The 18,616-nt window shown below is 53.7% G+C and carries 17 protein-coding genes and 1 pseudogene; 6 read left to right on the top strand and 12 right to left on the bottom strand.

Annotated features, from left to right (window positions below):
- Nucleotides 1–5 precede the first annotated feature (5 nt).
- From ACYJL1_RS24515 to ACYJL1_RS24505, 3 genes are all read right to left on the bottom strand, one after another.
- Nucleotides 6–824, bottom strand: coding sequence for a carbohydrate ABC transporter permease (locus ACYJL1_RS24515; RefSeq protein ID WP_460899698.1), 819 nt, complete (start codon nucleotides 822–824; stop codon nucleotides 6–8).
- Entirely contained in the window at nucleotides 821–1,684 is an 864-nt protein-coding gene (locus ACYJL1_RS24510; RefSeq protein ID WP_460899697.1) for a carbohydrate ABC transporter permease, read from the bottom strand. Before ACYJL1_RS24510 ends, ACYJL1_RS24515 begins: the two co-directional genes overlap by 4 nt.
- 66 nt (nucleotides 1,685–1,750) lie before the next feature.
- Nucleotides 1,751–3,001, bottom strand: a complete 1,251-nt coding sequence (locus ACYJL1_RS24505) for an ABC transporter substrate-binding protein (protein ID WP_460899696.1) — start codon at nucleotides 2,999–3,001, stop codon at nucleotides 1,751–1,753.
- 138 nt (nucleotides 3,002–3,139) lie between these two features.
- Between ACYJL1_RS24505 and ACYJL1_RS24500 the strand changes: the two genes are divergently transcribed.
- From ACYJL1_RS24500 to ACYJL1_RS24485, 4 genes are all read left to right on the top strand, one after another.
- Entirely contained in the window at nucleotides 3,140–4,135 is a 996-nt protein-coding gene (locus ACYJL1_RS24500) for an AraC family transcriptional regulator (RefSeq protein ID WP_460899695.1), read from the top strand.
- Nucleotides 4,136–4,314: 179 nt separating this feature from the next.
- Entirely contained in the window at nucleotides 4,315–5,304 is a 990-nt protein-coding gene (locus ACYJL1_RS24495) for an AraC family transcriptional regulator (RefSeq protein WP_460899694.1), read from the top strand.
- A gap of 57 nt (nucleotides 5,305–5,361) precedes the next feature.
- The gene (locus tag ACYJL1_RS24490; RefSeq protein ID WP_460899693.1) at nucleotides 5,362–6,570 is read left to right on the top strand and encodes an MFS transporter; all 1,209 of its coding nucleotides are present in this window, start codon (nucleotides 5,362–5,364) and stop codon (nucleotides 6,568–6,570) included.
- A gap of 343 nt (nucleotides 6,571–6,913) precedes the next feature.
- Nucleotides 6,914–7,228 carry a hypothetical protein gene (locus ACYJL1_RS24485; RefSeq protein WP_460899692.1) on the top strand — a complete coding sequence of 105 codons (315 nt, stop codon included), beginning with the start codon at nucleotides 6,914–6,916 and terminating at the stop codon, nucleotides 7,226–7,228.
- Nucleotides 7,229–7,287: 59 nt separating this feature from the next.
- On the opposite strand, the gene ACYJL1_RS24480 is transcribed toward ACYJL1_RS24485, so the two are convergent.
- From ACYJL1_RS24480 to ACYJL1_RS24450, 7 genes are all read right to left on the bottom strand, one after another.
- Nucleotides 7,288–7,803: a DUF995 domain-containing protein gene (locus ACYJL1_RS24480; RefSeq protein WP_460899691.1), complete on the bottom strand. Its 516-nt coding sequence runs from the start codon at nucleotides 7,801–7,803 to the stop codon at nucleotides 7,288–7,290.
- A 129-nt stretch (nucleotides 7,804–7,932) separates the two neighbouring features.
- Nucleotides 7,933–8,877: a glycoside hydrolase family 26 protein gene (locus ACYJL1_RS24475; protein WP_460899690.1), complete on the bottom strand. Its 945-nt coding sequence runs from the start codon at nucleotides 8,875–8,877 to the stop codon at nucleotides 7,933–7,935.
- Nucleotides 8,878–8,892: 15 nt separating this feature from the next.
- Entirely contained in the window at nucleotides 8,893–9,444 is a 552-nt protein-coding gene (locus ACYJL1_RS24470) for a DUF995 domain-containing protein (protein ID WP_460899689.1), read from the bottom strand.
- A complete protein-coding gene (locus ACYJL1_RS24465; protein ID WP_460899688.1) occupies nucleotides 9,431–10,858 on the bottom strand; it encodes a UDP-glucose dehydrogenase family protein in 1,428 nt (475 codons plus the stop codon). The genes ACYJL1_RS24470 and ACYJL1_RS24465 overlap by 14 nt, the downstream gene beginning before the upstream one ends.
- Nucleotides 10,859–10,873: 15 nt before the next feature.
- The gene (locus ACYJL1_RS24460; protein WP_460899687.1) at nucleotides 10,874–12,721 is read right to left on the bottom strand and encodes a glycosyltransferase family 2 protein; all 1,848 of its coding nucleotides are present in this window, start codon (nucleotides 12,719–12,721) and stop codon (nucleotides 10,874–10,876) included.
- Complete coding sequence (galE, locus tag ACYJL1_RS24455) at nucleotides 12,718–13,704, bottom strand: UDP-glucose 4-epimerase GalE (protein ID WP_460899996.1); 987 nt, start codon at nucleotides 13,702–13,704, stop codon at nucleotides 12,718–12,720. The genes ACYJL1_RS24460 and galE overlap by 4 nt, the downstream gene beginning before the upstream one ends.
- The gene (locus ACYJL1_RS24450; protein WP_460899686.1) at nucleotides 13,704–14,717 is read right to left on the bottom strand and encodes a UDP-glucuronic acid decarboxylase family protein; all 1,014 of its coding nucleotides are present in this window, start codon (nucleotides 14,715–14,717) and stop codon (nucleotides 13,704–13,706) included. The genes galE and ACYJL1_RS24450 overlap by 1 nt, the downstream gene beginning before the upstream one ends.
- Before the next feature lie 727 nt (nucleotides 14,718–15,444).
- Between ACYJL1_RS24450 and ACYJL1_RS24445 the strand changes: the two genes are divergently transcribed.
- Nucleotides 15,445–16,584, top strand: a complete 1,140-nt coding sequence (locus ACYJL1_RS24445) for a helix-turn-helix domain-containing protein (protein WP_460899685.1) — start codon at nucleotides 15,445–15,447, stop codon at nucleotides 16,582–16,584.
- 196 nt (nucleotides 16,585–16,780) lie between these two features.
- On the opposite strand, the pseudogene ACYJL1_RS24440 reads toward ACYJL1_RS24445, so the two are convergent.
- Nucleotides 16,781–16,876: pseudogene (locus tag ACYJL1_RS24440) on the bottom strand (hypothetical protein); the annotation flags it as partial.
- Between the two features lie 287 nt (nucleotides 16,877–17,163).
- On the opposite strand from ACYJL1_RS24440, the gene ACYJL1_RS24435 reads away from it, so the two are divergent.
- Nucleotides 17,164–17,529, top strand: a complete 366-nt coding sequence (locus ACYJL1_RS24435) for a hypothetical protein (RefSeq protein ID WP_460899684.1) — start codon at nucleotides 17,164–17,166, stop codon at nucleotides 17,527–17,529.
- A 13-nt stretch (nucleotides 17,530–17,542) separates the two neighbouring features.
- On the opposite strand, the gene ACYJL1_RS24430 is transcribed toward ACYJL1_RS24435, so the two are convergent.
- Nucleotides 17,543–18,532: a substrate-binding domain-containing protein gene (locus ACYJL1_RS24430; protein WP_460899683.1), complete on the bottom strand. Its 990-nt coding sequence runs from the start codon at nucleotides 18,530–18,532 to the stop codon at nucleotides 17,543–17,545.
- Nucleotides 18,533–18,616 lie beyond the last annotated feature (84 nt).

Raw genomic sequence — 18,616 nt, 5'->3', positions numbered from 1 at the left:
GAGGTTCAACCTTGGTCAGTTTTCTTTGAAAATGCAGCATTGAGCCCGCTCGCCATGGCCCCAAGCAAAATGAGAGGGGGCAACGACAAGAGGACGACGGCAGCGTTGAGAATGCCCCAGGGTACGTTCATGCCGAGCTGGGACATTTCAGATGCAATGATAGGCAGCGTCTTGGCCTTGGAGGTGGTGAGCATCATGGCGAGTAGAAATTCGTTCCAGACGAGCACGAAGGAAAAGGCGATGGCACCAAAAACCTGAAAGCGGACAATGGGAAGTGCTATGCGAAAAAAGGTGGCATAGGGCCCCAATCCGTCAACCCTGGCGGCCTCTTCGACATGCAGGCTCACTCCTTCGAAAGCCGGCACCGACAGCCAGATGGTGATCGAGGTCGTGACGATCAAATAGGTGACGATCAAGGAAAGACGGGTATCATAAAGATCAAGACCGAGCCAGATAACCAGCATCGGAATTGCGATGGCCACAGGCGGCAAAAAGCGCAACGACAGGACGAAGAACTGCGCCTCGGCTGTGAGGCGGTTTTTGAACCTTGCGATAACATAGGCAGCCGGGACGCCAAGGACGGATCCAAGCACCACAGCGCTTGTGCAGATGATAAGTGAATTGGTGAGCGCGCGGGCGACCGAGCGTCGATTCAGCACATAGCTCATATTATCCCAGACCGGCTGAAAGAAGATTTTTGGCGTACTGACCAGAAGGTCGGCATTGGTCTTGAAGGCATTGAGCAGGGTCCATAGCAGCGGCAGGACCACCAGGGCAGCCGCCAGCGTCAGCAGCAGCCGCAGAAGCACGGTCGACAACTTCATCGGTTCAGCCTCTTCCAAGTGAAGGTGAAGGTGACGATGGTCAGCACCATCATTATGACCGCCATTGACGAGGCGTAGGAGATTTTGCCGGATTCGATGAAACCTTGGGAATAAGCATACATATCGAGCGTTTCCGTCGAGATGCCGGGACCACCGCGGGTCATGACATAAACCAGATCGAAGGAGCGCAGGCTTTCGATCGCCTTGACAAGAAGCAGACTGATGAGCGGAGCCTTCAGCATCGGGAGTGTAACGAAGCGATGGACTTCCCAGCGCGTTGCACGGTCGATGCGGGCAGCTTCCAGAGGTTGTGAGGGAAGCGATTCCAGAAGCTTCAGAATAATGACTGCGAAGAATAGTCCCCATTGCCAGGCGTCGACGAAGGCCACCGCGAACAGGGCACCGAACGGCGTTGAAAGGATATCAGGGGTGCTTCCGGTGAGCTCCCGCATCGGCCAAGTCAAGGCACCATACAAAGGATGAAAGGAGAACTTCCAAACGAAAGCCGCGCAAACGCGTGGCAAGAGTACCGGAATTATGAACAGGACGCACAAGACATTGCGCATCCTTGGACCTGTCGCCTCAAACATGGCGATGCTCAGCGCAAGTCCCGTCAGCATCGTGGCAGAGACACTCAGTATCTCCCACTTGAGTGACACCCACAGTGCATTGAGAAAACGCGCATCGGAGAACAGGGCCGCATAATTGGCGAACCAGATATAATCGGCTTGCGGCTGCGCGAGCGTTCTGTTCTGCAAGGAAATATTGATAGCATAGATCGTCGGCACGAGTGCCAGAATGATCAGGATGCCCAAAGTCGGACCGAGAAAAACGTAAGGCAGCGAACGCCCGCGGCGCATGGCATGAATCCTCAATTAACAGGGGTGGGCGCGTCGTCTGCGGCGCGCCCAATACAAAAACAAGTGTCAGAGCTTGCCAGCGAAAGCCTCAAGCTCGTTGAGAGTTGCCTTGATATCCGTGCGGCTACCAGTGATCAGCTCTTCGAGCATAATTCCCCATTGATTACCCAATTCCTGCCAGCGCGGGTCCTGCCAGAAGGTTACTTGCGTCTGGTTTCCGGTCCGAGCCATTGCGTCGGCAAGGTTCTGGCCAAAGGTCGCGGCATATTCCGGACTCTGATAGGTGCTGGTGCGAGTCAGTTCACCCGGCTGCCCTGCAGCCAGACGACGCGCCTCTTGCTCCTTTGAGGTTGCCCATGCGACGAATAAACCGGCACAAGTCTTTTCCTCCTCGGTTGCATTGGCTTTTGCGGCAATGGCAAAGCCGTGGGCATAACCGCCACCGGGTAGCGGCGTGGGAGGTACAGAGAAGGCCACCTTGTCAGCCACCTGACTCTGCGCCTTGTCTACCGACATGCCGCCAAGCGGTGCAGATTCAATGATGATGGCGACCTTGCCGGCGCGGAAAGCACCGGTCGATTCGTCCCAGGAACCGGTCTGCGTTCCGGGAGCGGAATATTTGAAAAGGTCGAGATAAGCTTGGGTGGCCTTAAGCGCGGCATCCGAGTTAAATGCCGGCTTTCCGTCTTTAAACCACTCCCCGCCATTTGCCTTAAACAGCGGCATCCAGCGCCAGACATTGGCACCCGAGCCCCGCTGCCCCCTTAGGGCCGTCCCGTACACGCCGTTGTCGGGGTCATGCAGCTTTTCGACGGCTGCCAGATACTCCTCCCAGTTTTTTGGTGGCGCGATGCCGAGTTTTTCCAGAAGATCCGTACGATAGACCATCAGGTCGCCACCGCCCTGTATGGGTGCGAACCACTGCTTGCCCTCGTAGGTCGCGGCAGCGCGCATGCCGGCATCGAAATCGGCATAGTCGTAGTCAGCTGGATAATAGCCATCGAGCGGCACGATCCAGCCGGAAGAGGCAAACAGAGCGAGATTTGCCTCATCGACATAATAGACGTCGAAGCTACCGACGGTGGATGCGTCGGCCTGCGACTTGGCACGACGGTCATTCTCGTTGAGGTAACTAATTTCGAAGCCTGCACCGGACAATTCTTCAAATTCGTCCACATACTCTTCCAGCAGTGTCAGTCCATCGCGTGGCTGGGCGAGGACGCGTAGTTCGTCGCTACATTGAGCAGCAGCAAAGGCGTTGGACGTCGCAAGGAATGCAATTGCCGCGCAGCCGGCGCGGAGCCTGTTGAATGTCATGATATCCTCCCTCGGACGGCAAAACTCCCTTGCCGCCTACGGGATCTATTTTGCCCAGACTTGTCATTGCGACTAGTTTGCTTTTGACTGAGAAATGATACTATTTTGACTTTCTTTGCGCAGAAGGCGGCTTGATGAATGTCAATTGCATCAGATTTTCCACATACGGCTTCAGATACCTTCACAGCCACCCGAGAGCAGATCATCTTGCCCGGCGGCATGTCCTACCTCATCCGCCGAGACGACTACCCGAACCCGATTTGCATCTGGAACTATCATCCGGAATGGGAAATTCACTACATCCCCGAGGCTCAAGGGTTTGCCTATGTCGGCGACTACATTGGTCCGTTCAAGCCGGGTCATCTAATGCTGACCGGCACGAACCTGCCGCACAACTGGATCACGCCGGGAGCGCCGCATCTGCCGGGACGTGACCTGGTGCTGCAATTCGACGCTGAAGCGCTGATGGGCATACGCGCTGTGTGTCCGGAGTTTGATGTCCTCCATCGCCTGAAACCCCTTGCCCAGCGTGGTATCGAGATCATGGGACCGGCTGCTCTCGAAATCGGCAACAAGATGCTGAACCTTCATGCACATGAGAGCGCAGGGGGTCTCGGGCTCTTCATCGAGATCCTGTGTGACATTGAGAACGCTCCACAGAAGCGACCTCTTGCTAGCGAGCATTTCATCTCGTTTTACAACCAACTGTCTGACAGGCGTCACCGCAGGATCGATCAAGCCATCCAGATCATGCAGTCCAGTCCCAGTGCCAGGATGCACGAGGTTGCCGAACTCGTGGGTCTCGAGCCTTCCGCATTCTCCCGCGCCTTCGCTCGTTTGACAGGTATGAACTTCTCAGCCTACAGCCGCTCGGTGCGTGTCTGGCGCGCCCGCACCTTGCTGGCGGAGACGGGAATGTCGATCACAGACATCTGTTTCGAGGCCGGCTTTAACAATCTGTCGAACTTCAACCGCTATTTCAGAACGGAAACCGGCCTTACCCCGCGATCCTATCGAAAGGCAGCACGGATCCGTTCTAAGTCGATGATCGGACCAGCCACAACGTTAGGGGTACGAAATTTGTCAGCTGGGAGCGCTCCTTGCAGCATGAAAAATCAAACATCCTCCAGTTGAGTTGGTTCACCAGCGCTGAACGGTATGTAGGTAAGTTTCTTGTAGAGATTGATCACGGCGGGGCTAAAGAGTTCGCCGAACTGGCATATTATGCCAGTCATCCTGAGAATGATTGAAAGACAGTACAGAACTAACGATCTCCACTTGCCTTCTGGACGTTCAGTATATATTTTAGCCGAATGCTTGACCATTCATCCCGATCGACTTCACAACCGCATATCCCAATGGACGCGCTTAGCGAAGTATTGCAGGACTTTCGCTTGAGTGGCGTCAACTATGGCCGTTGTGAACTCCGACATCCATGGAGTATTGCCTTTCCGCAACAGGCGCAGCTTCGTTTCCACTTCGTCAGCCAGGGTCCATGCTGGATTCACACTCAAACACAAGGCTGGCAAGAGTTACACGATGGCGACCTGGTGCTCCTGCCACAAGGCATCGCCCATCGGTTGGCCAGCGCTCCCGATGTCATGGGTGATTCGCTCCAGGATTGTCAGGTGACCAGGTTGGGAAGCAATGTTTGCGAAGTGGTGCAGGAAGGAACGGGCGCGACAAGCACCCTTTTCTGCGGCTCCATGACCTTGGGCGCCTGTGCGCTTAATCCCTTGATCACTTTGATGCCGCCAATCATCAAAGGTTGTGACGTGGCTGGCAATGATCCGATTGTTGGTCCTTTGCTCGCGGCTATGACAGCAGAGGCCACACAACCACAGATGGGCAGCGCCACCATCCTATCGCGTATGGCAGACTTGCTAACAGCCCGACTTATCCGCTGCTGGGTCAATTGCACTGGAGCTTCAACCACCGGTTGGCTCGCCGCCATTCGTGACCCTCATATCGGCCGCGTTCTGGCAGCCATGCACCGAGACCCCGGCCATAACTGGACCCTAGAGAGCCTCGCAGGCTTGGCAGGTCAATCACGTTCAATTTTTGCTGCGCGCTTCAGTGCTGTTTTGGGCGAAGGCGCTGCACACTATCTCGCCCGTCTTCGCATGCAGCTTGCCCGGGATCTGTTGGGGCAAAACGGTATGTCTGTAGCCGAGGTCGCCAATCGTTTGGGCTATGAATCCGAGGCTTCTTTCGCGCGCGCATTCAAGCGCATTACGAATGTCTCGCCAGGCGTTGTGCGTCGCACAATTTCCGGACGAACGGACATGCATTTCGGATTATAAGGTACATATAATCCGAAATAACTTGTTTAAGAAGATCTCCAACTTTGGAGATTTTCAATGACAGACACAACATTAGAGCTTGATAGCGCAGCGATAGGCCTTGAGGCCGCTTCGCCAGACGTGTGGAGCCCAGGCACCTGGTTCGCGGTCATTTCAATGGCGGCCACCAGCTTTGCCTTAGTATCAGCCGAATTTTTGCCGGCAGGTTTGCTGACACCAATGGCGCGCGATCTTGGCATCAGCGAGGGAACGGCCGGACAGGTCGTCACAGCCACTGCTTCTGTTGGTGCCGTGACGGCGATGTTCAGCAATGTTCTCATTGGTCGATTGAACCGCAAGACGGTACTGGTTGGTCTCAGCGCCTTGGCGATCGGTTCCAATGTTCTTGCAGCCTTAGCGACCGATTTCTGGCTGTTACTGTTGGGTCGGGCTGGCCTGGGGATCGCCCTTAGCGCGTTCTGGGCGCTGTCAGTTGCTGTTGTAGCAAGGCTCGTTGGCACCAATGCGACAGGCAGGGGTATGGCAATCGTCACCCTCGGCGTTTCGCTTGCCACCATTGCTGCACCGTCAATGGGTGCATTGATCAGTGACTGGTTGGGCTGGCGCAGTGCCATGGCCATGACAGCGGGGCTGGCCGCCCTGGCCATGCTGCTGCAGTTGCTGAGCTTGCCGACCTTGCCCGCAACAACCAGTAACAGTCTTTCCGATGTCCTTCGATTGACGCGGCGGCGTGGTATCCAACTGGGCATGCTTGCTATCCTTTTGCTGATGACAGGGCATTTTGCCGGTTCGGTCTATGTGCGCCCCTTCCTTGAACAGGTGACACTCCTTGCAACGGGACCGATTGCTCTGGCACTGCTCGGATTTGGCATTGCCGCTGTGATCGGTAACATTGCTGGTGGTCGCATGGCCGACGCCAATATTCGCATGGCGCTTGTGGTTACTGCTACGTTAATGGCGTTTGCAGCGCTCGCTTTGGTGTTTTGGGGCGCGCATATCGGCGTTGCCTTCGGCTTTGCTACGGTTTGGGGCTTTGCCTTCGGCATGGCACCAGTGGTGTTGCCAACCAACCTGTCTCGCGCAGCGCCCGATGCGCTGGAGGCCGCGGGCAGCCTGATGGTCACCTCTTTCCAAGTCGCCATTACCATTGGCGCAGTTGCGGGTGGTTATGTCGTAGACACCTATGGCGCCACGGGACCCTTGACCCTTACCGCCATCCTTGCCGCACTGACGGTTGTGCTGGCACTGCTGCAGCCCCGCAACTAGTTTGTATTGCGGTGTGGCAGGTGAAAAACTAGAAACTGATCAATGGACGCCCAAGCATACAAAATAAGCGGTCGAACCTCTGAACGAAAAGACCAGAAAGGCGATGATTGTGTCGAGAAGGGCCGTGCAAAAGGAAAGGTTGCAATCACCATGAAGTCATCGGTAGGATGCTCTAATGTGGCACGGGAACGTCGGACACTTTCTCTTTAATGCAAGAAATTGCACCAATCAGGCTGTATTGCAAAAGCAGCAATTTTCATAAAATTCGCACGATAGTTCGAGCGGAACATTAAATCCTGTTGACTAGAATACGCCCCATAACAAAAGTATTGGAGGCTACTACATGACACTTTCCATCGCTCATCTAAACAGTCTGAAATGGATAACGGCAGCAGCAATCGGATTTACAGTTTCTGTTGTCAGCCTGAATGCGCAAGCCGGAGAAATCCGCAAGCCAAAAGAAGAGATCCGATCCGTCTACCTCGTCAAATATCGGGTCAATGATAAAATTCGTTATGCCAAGAAGTCTGTTGGCAAAGTCAAGAAGGTGTCCGCGTCGCGATACAGGAACAGCAACCCGTATGTGTGTACGCCAAGCGGGTTTGGGCAGAAAGCGCGCTGCTATAATGCAGGCGTTTTCAAACGTCCAGATGCTTGAGAAAGACTTTGGAATAAAGAAGCTGCCGCGCCTGATCCCGGCAGCTCTTTATCTTTTTGTCAACGACGGTCCTTGAGACGAGACACTTGCGTGCTCACCCGATCACCTTTGACCAGTTTGAGGGCTTCATCTCCCTTGCGAACAGGATTGTGCCTGAACACATACCAACTGCCACCTAAATTTGGCTTTTGATAGATGACGCCGTCCTTTTCGCGATGCAGGAAACATGTCACGGCACCACTTGCTCCGGCCCTGCTGGACCAGAGAGCCCGTAAGCAGAGCTTTCCACTGTTGGTGGCATACCACCGGCCCTCACCGTAGGACCAGGCCGCGCCCTTACGCGACCATGCAGCAAACTTTTTCCGGTCGACGGAAAAGAAACCACCACCGGTTTTCCATTTCCATGTGTGATTGGCATAAAGCTTTTCCAGTGCCATGGCCGTCATCGGGGGCGCCGCAGCGGCAAGTTTCGCCGTCACTTCGTCCACTTCTGGCTTGGATGCAGCACTGACATTGCCCACTAGCAAGAGGGTAGAGAGTGCCGTACTTACGATAACTGAACGGATCGAATACATTTTACTTCCTGACTAACTGAGCGGCTCTGGCGAGAATGCATGAGGTTCCCGCATCGGCTGCGCAAAGAACTAAAGGTTTGAGCGGTTCGACCGGTCGAACAGACGAACCGCCCTGTGAAATGCCATAGATCAGTCCAGCGGATGGTTGGCGACGCGCCAATCAGGCCGGCCGACATTTCTAGGCCACGGATAGACTTCACGATCATTGAAATAAACTACGGCGGTCATTGCAGGAAATTCGGTATGTGGCTTGTTTGCTTCCGCAGCCCAGTTGCGAACGTAATCATCGTTGCCTTCATAACCAAGCTCCGCGACAGCGATTGGTTTGCCAAAGGCCGCCACACGATCGTATCCCGGTTTTGTCCGCTCAACAAACGTCGTGTCATGACCAACTTCCAGTTTGTCATAGGGCTGATAACCAAAGACGGACAGACCGATAATGTCGACATATTCATCGCCCGGATAGAAGGCTTCCAGCCCCTCCTCTCCTTTCGGCGACCACATATATTGGGCCGACGGAAGTTGCTTTCGGCACACGTCATTCACATGCCGGTAGGCCTTTACATATCCTTCCGGCTTCCAGAAGGCCCAGGTGAATTGCCCGTCATTATCTTCCATTTCCTGTGCCCAGCGAATGGTGACGGGGCTTTTCAGTTTAGCGGCCGCAGAGCAGACCGCTGACATGTTTGAATCGTATCGTCCAGCCAGAATTCCGCTGAGCAGATCGTCTGGGCTGACACGCCAGTCACGCGCCCATGACCATGGCTCGATAGTGATCAGTAGCGACCGTCCCCGCTCACGCGCATATGCGTCCGCAGCACTGAGAGTTGTAAGATCCACGTCCTCCCAAGGCAAAAACAGGTGTTCGATCTTGGAATTGGAATCATTGGTGAAATCTCCGTGCGGATCGTAGGCACCGGGCGTCACAGCATCGGCAGCAATGATCGGTCGCTTGTCGTGAAACGGATTGCGGCTATCAATACTTGCCCCGGAAACCCCGCTGGCAGCATAAACCCCTCCTGAAACCAATGCTCCGCAAAGCAAAATTGCGGATAGTCTAACGAGACGTTTCATCGCCTCCTCCTTTTCTTATTGTTTGGGCAACTGAGCCGCGCCAAGCGCGGTTTTGATGCTGTCGCGTTGTTGGGAAACCAGATCGGTAGAAATCAGCTTTCGAGCCTCGTCGTCTTCACGGGACTTGGGGTGGCGAAATATGTACCATTCACCATCGGGCTCACGCTTTTGGTAAATCGTTCCATTGTCGATACGATGCGAGAAACAGGTTTTCGCCGGAAATGCGCCTGGTTCGGAATGCCAAGTCGCATTGAGGCACATCAGACCTGTCTCGGTAATAACCCAGCGCCCTTCGGCCCAGGTTGCGCCTTTCTCACCATGGGCCCATGCACTGAATTGCCGGCCTTCGTCCTTCAGATACCCAGCCCCCTTATCCCACTGCCAGCTTTTGTTTTTGTAAAGATTGTAGATTTCAAAAGCCATCATGGGGCGAGTTCCCGGTTGTTCGGAAACTTGCAATGACGCGGCACTTGCCGGTGTGGAAACCCAGGCTAAGGCCCAGATGACGGTTGTTATTGTGTGCAGGCCTGGCCGGAAACCATGCTTTCCAGTTTTAGAAGTTGTCATTAGAAACTCCCTCTATGTCAGGACGAACGTCCTCGGCATTTTGTTTTTGATGGACTTGTTCCGCCGTGTGAGCCAGCGCAGAGTTCCTCGTGTCATACCGGACCGTCGTTGATCGGCCGATAGCTGATACACGGAACCCGACTGCCTCAGCAACGCCCTGTTCAAAGGCATTCCTGAGATCAATCAATACTGCCTGGCGCATGGTCTCCTTCAAACGCGCAAGGTCGAGTTTGCGAATGCTGTCCCATTCCGTGATGACAACGACAGCATCAGCGCCGCGTGCGCATTCATACGCATCATCGAAAAACTCGACATCCGCGAGGATGCGGCTGGCGTTGTCCATGCCCACCGGGTCGTGAGCGCGGATAATTGCGCCGAAACGCTGCAGGGTTTCGATGAGAGGAACCGAAGGCGCATCACGCATGTCGTCCGTATCGGGTTTAAAGGTAAGACCCAGAACGGCGATCGTCCGCCCTTCAATATCACCGTCCAGTGCGTCCACGACTTTCAAAGCCATGCGACGTTTGCGGGCTTCATTGGCAGTTACAGTTTCTTCGACGATGCGTACTGCTACGCCGTAATCCTGCGCTGTGCGCAACAGCGCCATCGTATCTTTCGGAAAACACGAACCACCGTAACCTGGACCGGCATTGAGGAAACTCGTTCCAATGCGCTTGTCCAGCCCCATTCCCAGCGCCAGTTCACTGACATTGCTGCCAACCTGTTCGCAAAGATCGGCAAGCTCATTGATGAATGTGATCTTGGTCGCCAAAAACGCGTTGGCCGCATATTTGATCAGTTCGGACGTCCGGCGCTGGGTAACCACGATGGGTGTCATGCGCTCATCGAGTGGCGCACGATAGAGTTCCGTGAGCACCTTACGCCCACGTTCGTCCTCGACACCGATCACGACGCGATCGGGTTCCAGAAAATCGCGGATAGCGACGCCTTCCCGTAGAAATTCAGGGTTTGACGCAACCGAGAATGAGCCCGTTTCGCGGACTGATCCAATGATCTTCTGCACGACATCCCCAGTGCCCACCGGAACTGTGGATTTCACGACCACAACTGTATCGGCGTCAATGAGCGGAGCCAATTCCCGCGCAGCCATATAAACGAACGACAGGTCGGCATCTCCATGTCCAGCGCGCGGCGGCGTTCCAACAGCGATGAACACGACGGATGCCCCTTTCAACGCTTCGGCCAGATTGCACGTAAAGCTCAAACGGCCCGCCGCTGAGTTGCGTTCCACCAACTCATCCAGACCAGGCTCGTAAATCGGCACGATGCCGCGTTCGAGACCGTCTATTTTCTGAGCGTTCTTATCGACGCAAACAACCTCATGACCCCAGGCGGCGAAGCATGTTCCGCTGACCAGTCCAACATAGCCGGTTCCGATGACTGCAATCTTCATGTTCTTGGTTGCCTTTTACCGCTGATTTGAGTTGTTCGGAGTGTTGGTGCGCCAACGTGGGTTGAATATTGTTTTGTGGACATCCCGGCCGCCGACGCCTGCGCCAGCAACTGCGAAGCGATCGTCAAACAGGGAAAAACTTTGGGTTCCCCATGCGAGAGCCTCAATGCCATCGCGGCCCCGTTCGATGGTTGCAAAGCTCGGCAGAGCAGCAAGAGCAAGAATGCTGGCAGCAAGCGCCGGGCGATAAAGCCGCGTGTGGTAGCGAACCGTATTCTCGCGTGCATGCTGGAGAACGATAACGAACAGAAGCAGCGCATAGATCACGGCATTAACGATGGCAAAGACATAAAATCCACGACTGCTGTCACTGGCGTCAGGGATGAACAGAACTGGCAAAATAGACAGAACAGCCAGGAAACCGTAGGGGGCCAGAACACGGAACGGTAGAGGATCCACTTCAGACGCCCCCTTCGGCGTGACGCGGAAATCCACAAATGAGCCCGTTGACCAATCGCGAAGAGCAGCCAGCGTTCCAGCCAGCGCCCATGGCCAGCGTGCGAACAGAAACAGGGTCATTTCGACGCTCAGTATCTTTGCATCATATGAGCGGAACGTGCCAGACGCGCGCCAGCGATAGGCCAGCACGATCAACATGATCGCTTGGGGTAGAAAATGGTTCAAGAAAGCAGGATAGGTGACGGCGACAAAGCTGTCCCCTGCCATCAGCGCAATGATTGGCAAAACGAACATCAACGCCATGAAGAGGGAAAACAGCGGATACCAGAATTGCGAGAACAAGAACTGGAACTTCAGCCGCGGCGGTAAATTGCCAACAAGCTTGGGTGAATACTGGAGCAGGATCATCATCAGACTGCGTGACCATTGAAACTCCTGTGTGATAAGATCGGCAAAGGTGCGCGGTCCGTCGCCATGTGCGATGGCGTCAAGCGCATGCACGCCACGCCAGCCATGTGCGTTCATCATCAGTGTGGTTGAATGGTCCTCCGCCAACTCCGGCCCAAGACCGCCAATTTCTTTCAATGCCGCGGTGCGAACCGCATAGTGTGACCCGATGCAAAGCGGAGCCAAACCATTGTTGTAACCTGCCTGCAATGATCCATGCATACTGGCTTCAGCATAAAGACGTCCGCGCGCTGACCAGCTTTCATGTGCATTGCGATCGCAAATGCTGGGGGCAGACACATAACCCACAGCTTGATCAGCGAAGGGACGAAGCATCTGAAACAGATAGTCCGAATCCGGCACATGGTCTGCATCCAGTTGCACCACAAAATCGTAAAAGTCATAACCATAATGGTCATAGAAGAACGCGAGATTGCCTTCCTTACAACGTGTACGACGCGGCCATGTCTTGCGATGATACTCCTCGCATCCCTTGCGAGTGGAAACGAAAACATTGTGTTTCCTGCACCAGTCGAGAGTCGTTGGGGATGGATCTTCATCGGCAAGCCATGTGTCGTGCGGCACGTCTTGGGCCAGCATTGCGCGCAAAGTCTCGGCCACCACCTCAAAAGGCTCAGACGGCGCCTTTGTCACTACCATGGCAATGCGGCTTTCTGCCGGAAGATTCAACGGGCCGTTCGGACGAAGTGCACGGAAAAACAGAGCTATGAAATAAGCAGGGAGCAATGTCACCCAAGCCAGAATGGAAGTGATCAAAATGGAGCCTGCAACGTTCACATGGTTAGCAGGCTCAAGCCACCAGCGCCAAAAATAGACGAGCGTGGCTACCCACAATGCTGCCCCGAACAGATATTCCACGCGGCGCCAGCCAGAAAAAACCGGAACCATCAGGGGTTCGCCTTGTCTCGGCTCTTTTATTGGCAGGCGCGTGTTCATGTTCGCACCTCAAGCCCAAAGAAGGGAGCAGCCGTTCGAATGATTGTATCGAGATCGGAATAAAGCGCCCGAAAGCCAAGCTTTTCCGCAGCCAGTGCCGGATCAGCGTAAAGTTCCGGAGGATCGCCCGCGCGGCGAGCGCGTGTCTTGATTGGCACGTTACGGCCTGTTAGGCGGCTGATGGCCTCGAGAATTTCTTTAATCGACGTGCCGTGCCCGGTACCCAGATTGACGGCAAGACTGTTACCGCTATTGACAAGATGCTCAACTGCCAGCACATGTGCCCGCGCCAGGTCAGCCACGTGGATGTAGTCGCGAATGCAGGTGCCGTCCGGCGTATCATAATCGGTGCCATAAACTTCCAGAAAGTCGATGGTGCCAGCAGCAGCCATCATGGCCCTTGGAATAAGATGCGTTTCAGGATCATGGGTTTCGCCAATTTCCCCATCAATATCAGCTCCCGATGCATTGAAATAACGCAACGCCACATATCGCAGGTCATAGGCAACCGCATAGTCTGCGAGCATCTGCTCTGCAATCAGCTTGGTGCGGCCATATGGATTTATGGGCCGCTGCGTCTCGGCTTCACTGATCGGCAGTTGATCTGGAACGCCATAGGTTGCACAGCTCGACGAAAAAATGACATTGCGTGTGCCGGCGAGACGGCAAGCTTCCAACAGCGACTGCGTCCCGCAAACATTATTGCGATAATACTTGGCCGGGTGCTCGACAGATTCACCTACATAGGCGGAAGCGGCGAAGTGGATAACCGCAGCCGGATTGTGATTCTCCAGGGCATCGACAAGCCGCTGCGTGTCGAGAATGTCACCTTCAATGAAAGTCCCCCAGCGAACCGAGGCGAGATGTCCCGTCGAAAGATTATCATAAACCACAGGCTCGTAACCCTGCCTGGACAGAAGCTTCGCGGTATGACTGCCAATGAAGCCCGCGCCGCCAACCACGAGTACTGCCTGCCCGCTCATCATGCCACCTCAGCAAGCTCTCCGCTGGGCCTCACCAGTTGGCGTTCAAAATAGGCTATTGTCGACTTCAAGCCCTCCGTCAAAGCTATGGTTGGGGACCAACCGAGCTCCCGCTCTACCAGAGTAATATCGGGCCGACGTTGGCGCGGGTCGTCTACAGGCAGAGGGTGAAAGACGATTTTGGATGATGAACCTGTCATGGCGACGATCTGCTCTGCGAGTTCACGCACAGTAAACTCACCAGGATTGCCGATATTAACAGGCGTGTGAATGGCCCGGGGGCTGTACATCAGCTTGTGAAACCCGTCGATGAGGTCATCAACGTAACAGAAAGACCGCGTCTGCGACCCGTCGCCGTAAATGGTTATGTCTTTACCTCTAAGCGCCTGCGTGATGAAGTTGGACACGACGCGCCCGTCGTCGGGGCGCATGCGTGGTCCATAGGTGTTGAAAATGCGCACGATACGGATGTCGACGCCATGCTGTTTATGGAAATCATAAAAAAGCGTTTCGGCGCAACGCTTGCCTTCATCATAGCAGGAGCGTGGACCGAAAGAATTGACATTGCCCCAATAGTTTTCTGGCTGAGGATGCACATGGGGATCGCCGTAGACCTCCGAAGTCGAAGCCTGGAAAATCCGCGCCTGATAATGTGTGGCAAGTTGCAGAAGATTGAGTGAACCGATTACGTTCGTCTTCATGGTATGGATCGGATCGGCCTGATAGTGAGGCGGCGATGCGGGGCAAGCGAGATTGTAGATCTCGTCCACCGGAAGATCGATAGGATCAATAATATCGTGACGCACATAACTGAATGTGTCAAAGCGCAACAGGTGACGAATGTTTTCCATCCGTCCGGTGGAAAAGTTGTCCACGCAGACAACGGTGCGACCCTCACGCAGTAAAAGATCGCACAAATGAGATCCCAAAAACCCTGCACCGCCGGCAACAAGAACCCGCCCCTTTGAGGCGCGTTCAGAACGCAAGCTAGACGAATTGAAGACAATACCCACAGATCTCTCCCAACATTTGCGTCAATGTTTCAAAGGTAGGAAGCGTGTGAAAACTACTGACAGTGACAGCGGCTTACAGAATTCCTGCTGAAACAAACGTTATAGTTGTAATATCCCGCGGGTTACGGCGACGCGATATCGAGGAATCCGGAAACTATTCAATACGTCCATTTTTGCGGTTCGCCAGACGCTCGTCTGCAAATAAGCTGGCTAACGGATTAGTGCCAGTTGGGCCCGAGTTGAACAGGCATCGAGACTGACGTTGGCCATCGAAGCTAAACTGTCTCTGGACGCGATGGCCTTGCAGAAGACTTTGAACATAGTCCAAGCAGCTTTCTCAGTGGACAGCGTTGAGAGTAATGCAACTGAGGCTATCGCCCCAATAACAATGGGAACGACCGTTCACTGGCAGTTCAGGATCGAACAAGCAATAAGAGAGCACCGTTGATTTATGCAACACAATTCACTGTTCTAAGCGACGGTGAAGTTTTCGATGTTAACGGTCGGATCGGGGTCTTAAAGTAAAGTGCAATTCAAACAAAGCGGCGGTAGGACATGCTATAATTGAATTTTCTGGCTTTTTACATCGCAGTATTCTTGAATTCGTTTACCTTGGTCTGTTGGTGACCGGTTGAGCTTTCATAATTTCACGGGCTTGGCGCAAGGTTATGCGATGTAAAAATGGTTATACTTGTAAGGAACAACTTTTGGACTTGGCTTAGAGGCAATGATGTCGGAAAACAGTGATGACCACCTCAGTCTGGAACCGGGTTCCGTAGATCGAAGGCGCTGGCCACGGGTGTCGCAGGATCCCATCGTTGAGGATGGGGAGAAAACTGCCTTGATTCCTCTGCGCCTTGAAACGGAGACCCTTCCAAAAGGCAAGCAATTCCTTGCCTGGCAGGAACACATGGCAGTATTGTTCGATACGCGTTTGCCGGACGACGTTGATCCCTTGGACGGTTTTGTCGCCCGGCAGACTGTATGGGATTTGGGCGGCATGCTGTTTCTGCAGCAAACTGTTCCGGCTTTCAGGTACGAACGTTCTTCAAGTATGGTCCGGTTCAGTTCTATTGATCATTGGCAAATTACCTTTCTGCGTGCCGGCCGCACGTGGACCGGCACTGATGGTCGTGTCGCGCAAAACGAACCAGGCATGATTGAGATCCGCACACTCGGCCATCCGTTTAGCGGGCGGGCTTTGGCTACGGATTCTGTCAGTTTGATCGTTCCGGTCGACGTATTTGCCGATCGAGCGGGCCTGACGACGGCAAGCAACAACGTCGTTTTGGGTGGACACAGAGCCAAACTGCTAATTGATCATCTCTTGAGCGTAGAAGCCAATCTTGATCAATTCGCACGTGACGACCTTCCGGGTGTTAACGACCGGTTGCGCGAGATGGTGTTCGACGCAATCACACCTCTCGTTGACCGTGGTGGCGGCAACGATCAGATTTCGCAGATCGGACTAATGACCCGTGCGAGACGTTATATATTGGGCAATCTTGCCTCGCCCGATTTGACGCCGGATGCTCTCGGGAGGGAACTGGCAATCTCGAGAACAAAGCTCTACGAACTTTTCGAGATGTCGGGTGGCGTTGCGAACTACATCCGGCGAAGGCGATTGTCTGCAGCACACGCAATGTTGGCGGATCCGTCAGATACCCGCAAGATCGCCGAAGTCGGTCTCGCAATCGGGTTCGATTCGGCAGCGAATTTTAGTCGCGCTTTCACGCAGCAGTTCGGGTATAGTCCGAGCAATATACACAAGCGGGCGTCCGTCGATCATACACGCCCGGTTTTGCAAATGGATAAAAAGCCAGAGATCACATTTGAAAGCCTGTTGCGAACACTTGGTCTCTTTTGACCTTCATCTCGACCCCGTCAATGTCGCGAATAACGGAGAAACTGTTCTAACCGCCCTGTTCCGCTGTCGCCTTGCACCACTGGTGAACAGGAAGCCGTAGCCAGCAATGTCCAGGACATCGCCATTCCGGCCTGGACACCGAAGACGACATCATTACCGCTGCCATAGGCGAACACAAAATGGTCAGCGCCATCATTCACCTCACCACCGACGGCTTCACCCGGATCAGATCATCTCCGGAACTGCCTGTCAGAATGTCGGCACCGTTAGATCCGACAAGCGTATCGTTGTCGGCTCCCCCGTGAGGGCATCGTTGCCGGCACCACCCGTGAGGGCGAACCCGACGAAAGCATCGGTCGAGCCGCTGGCGTCAAATATGTCACCATTATCACCGGTGTTATCATCGCTCGTATAGGTTACACTGGTGAGACCTTACGTCACCAAAAGAACCGGAAACGGTGACCTGGTCGGCATCGCCTATGCTGCCAACGACATTGATCGTGTCAATGTTGCTGAATAATCTTGTATCCAAATAAATTTTCTATTTGATATTATTGAATATATTTCAAAAGTTGAACTATGTCTGCCATTCTATTTACCGATGCGGAAACGTTTCCATTGCGATTCCGACTGGCAGATTCCAGCTTTCTACCGATTATGCTCGAGTGCGACCCCATCAAGGACGGCTTACTTGCCCAACCAGAGAAGGGGTTTGCTGTTCCAGCTGAAGACAGAACACTTGGTAATAGAATCTCAATGGCGTCCAATAAGCTGGCAGTTTGCAGGCGGTCAAAAATGGTGGTTCAAATTTTTATTCACCGAGGGCGCAAGCTCCCGATCCCTAACAAAAACAAACGTCAATCTTATTTTACTGAAGAGCATCTGGGGAAAGTCAAACGGCGGTTCGGAAAAATTCGAACCGCCGTCTGTTTAGTGGAAGGCTAAACTTCAACGCGCATCATTTTTGAATACATGTCGAAACAGTGTCTTTCGTGCATTCATCAAGGCCAGTAAAGACTGGATCTTCAACCGGTTTTCCCTCGATCAGGTCGATCATAACGGAAGGTGCTTTATACCCCATCTCAAACGGGCGCTGGCCAACCAGAGCTGTAACCAAACCTTCACCTGCAATTGCCACTTCGTCTCCTATGGTATCGGCAGCGGAAATGACAAAGTCATTACTGGCTATTCTATCCTTGAGCGGACGGACCAGATCACGATAAGGCTGCGGCGCACCAAACAAGGGCCAGCCGCCTTCGATCGCAAAAGCATCCAGGTCGGGATTGGCTGCGAGGATATCGGTCATGGCCTGAACACCTTTGGCTCCGTCGTCATTGGTGAAAACGGGGCATCCAGCGACTTCCGTCCAACCACCTTGTCCCTTTAATTCTGTAGCACCTTTCTCGCCAGTCAAAGCATCGCGGGTGCCTTGAGCACGGCGTAAAATATTATCGGCACCGGGATTACCTTGGATGAGACAAATTTTTCCGCCATTCGGCTTTGCCTTCTTGATATATTCGCCGATCTTGAATCCCATAAGATAGTTATCAGTGCCGAGATAAGTCTTTCTCAATGCAGAATCTTCTGCAGCAAGATCTGCATCAAGGGTCATAATGGGTATGGTCGGGTTCGCGGTTCGTAGGGTCTGCGCAATAAGCCTGGCATTTGATGGTGAGATTGCCATTGCCACCGTGTCAGACTTTCCAAGCATGTCCTGTACAATTTGCGCTTCGCCGGCTTCATCGGAAGTCGAGGCCGGTCCAGTGTAAAAACACTCGTACTCCGAGCTGGCATTCTCACTGTTCCATTTCTTGCAACCTTGATTGATTGCCTCAAAAAATGGATTGTCCAAACCTTTCACAACGATAACAAGTTGTTTTTTTGCCAAAGCAGGCCCAGCGCTAAGCGCCAGGACGGTTGCGGCGATAAGAAAAAGTGATTTTTTCATTGGTTCCTCCCTTTTTACTCGATTCAATGGTCAATATTGGGTGATGACAAAGTACCACCAGCTGACGTTCGGTCACCCGTGATT

Source organism: Phyllobacterium sp. K27 (assembly GCF_054796155.1).
Note: the sequence above shows the minus strand (reverse complement) of the source record. Positions and strands in the feature narration are given on the sequence as shown.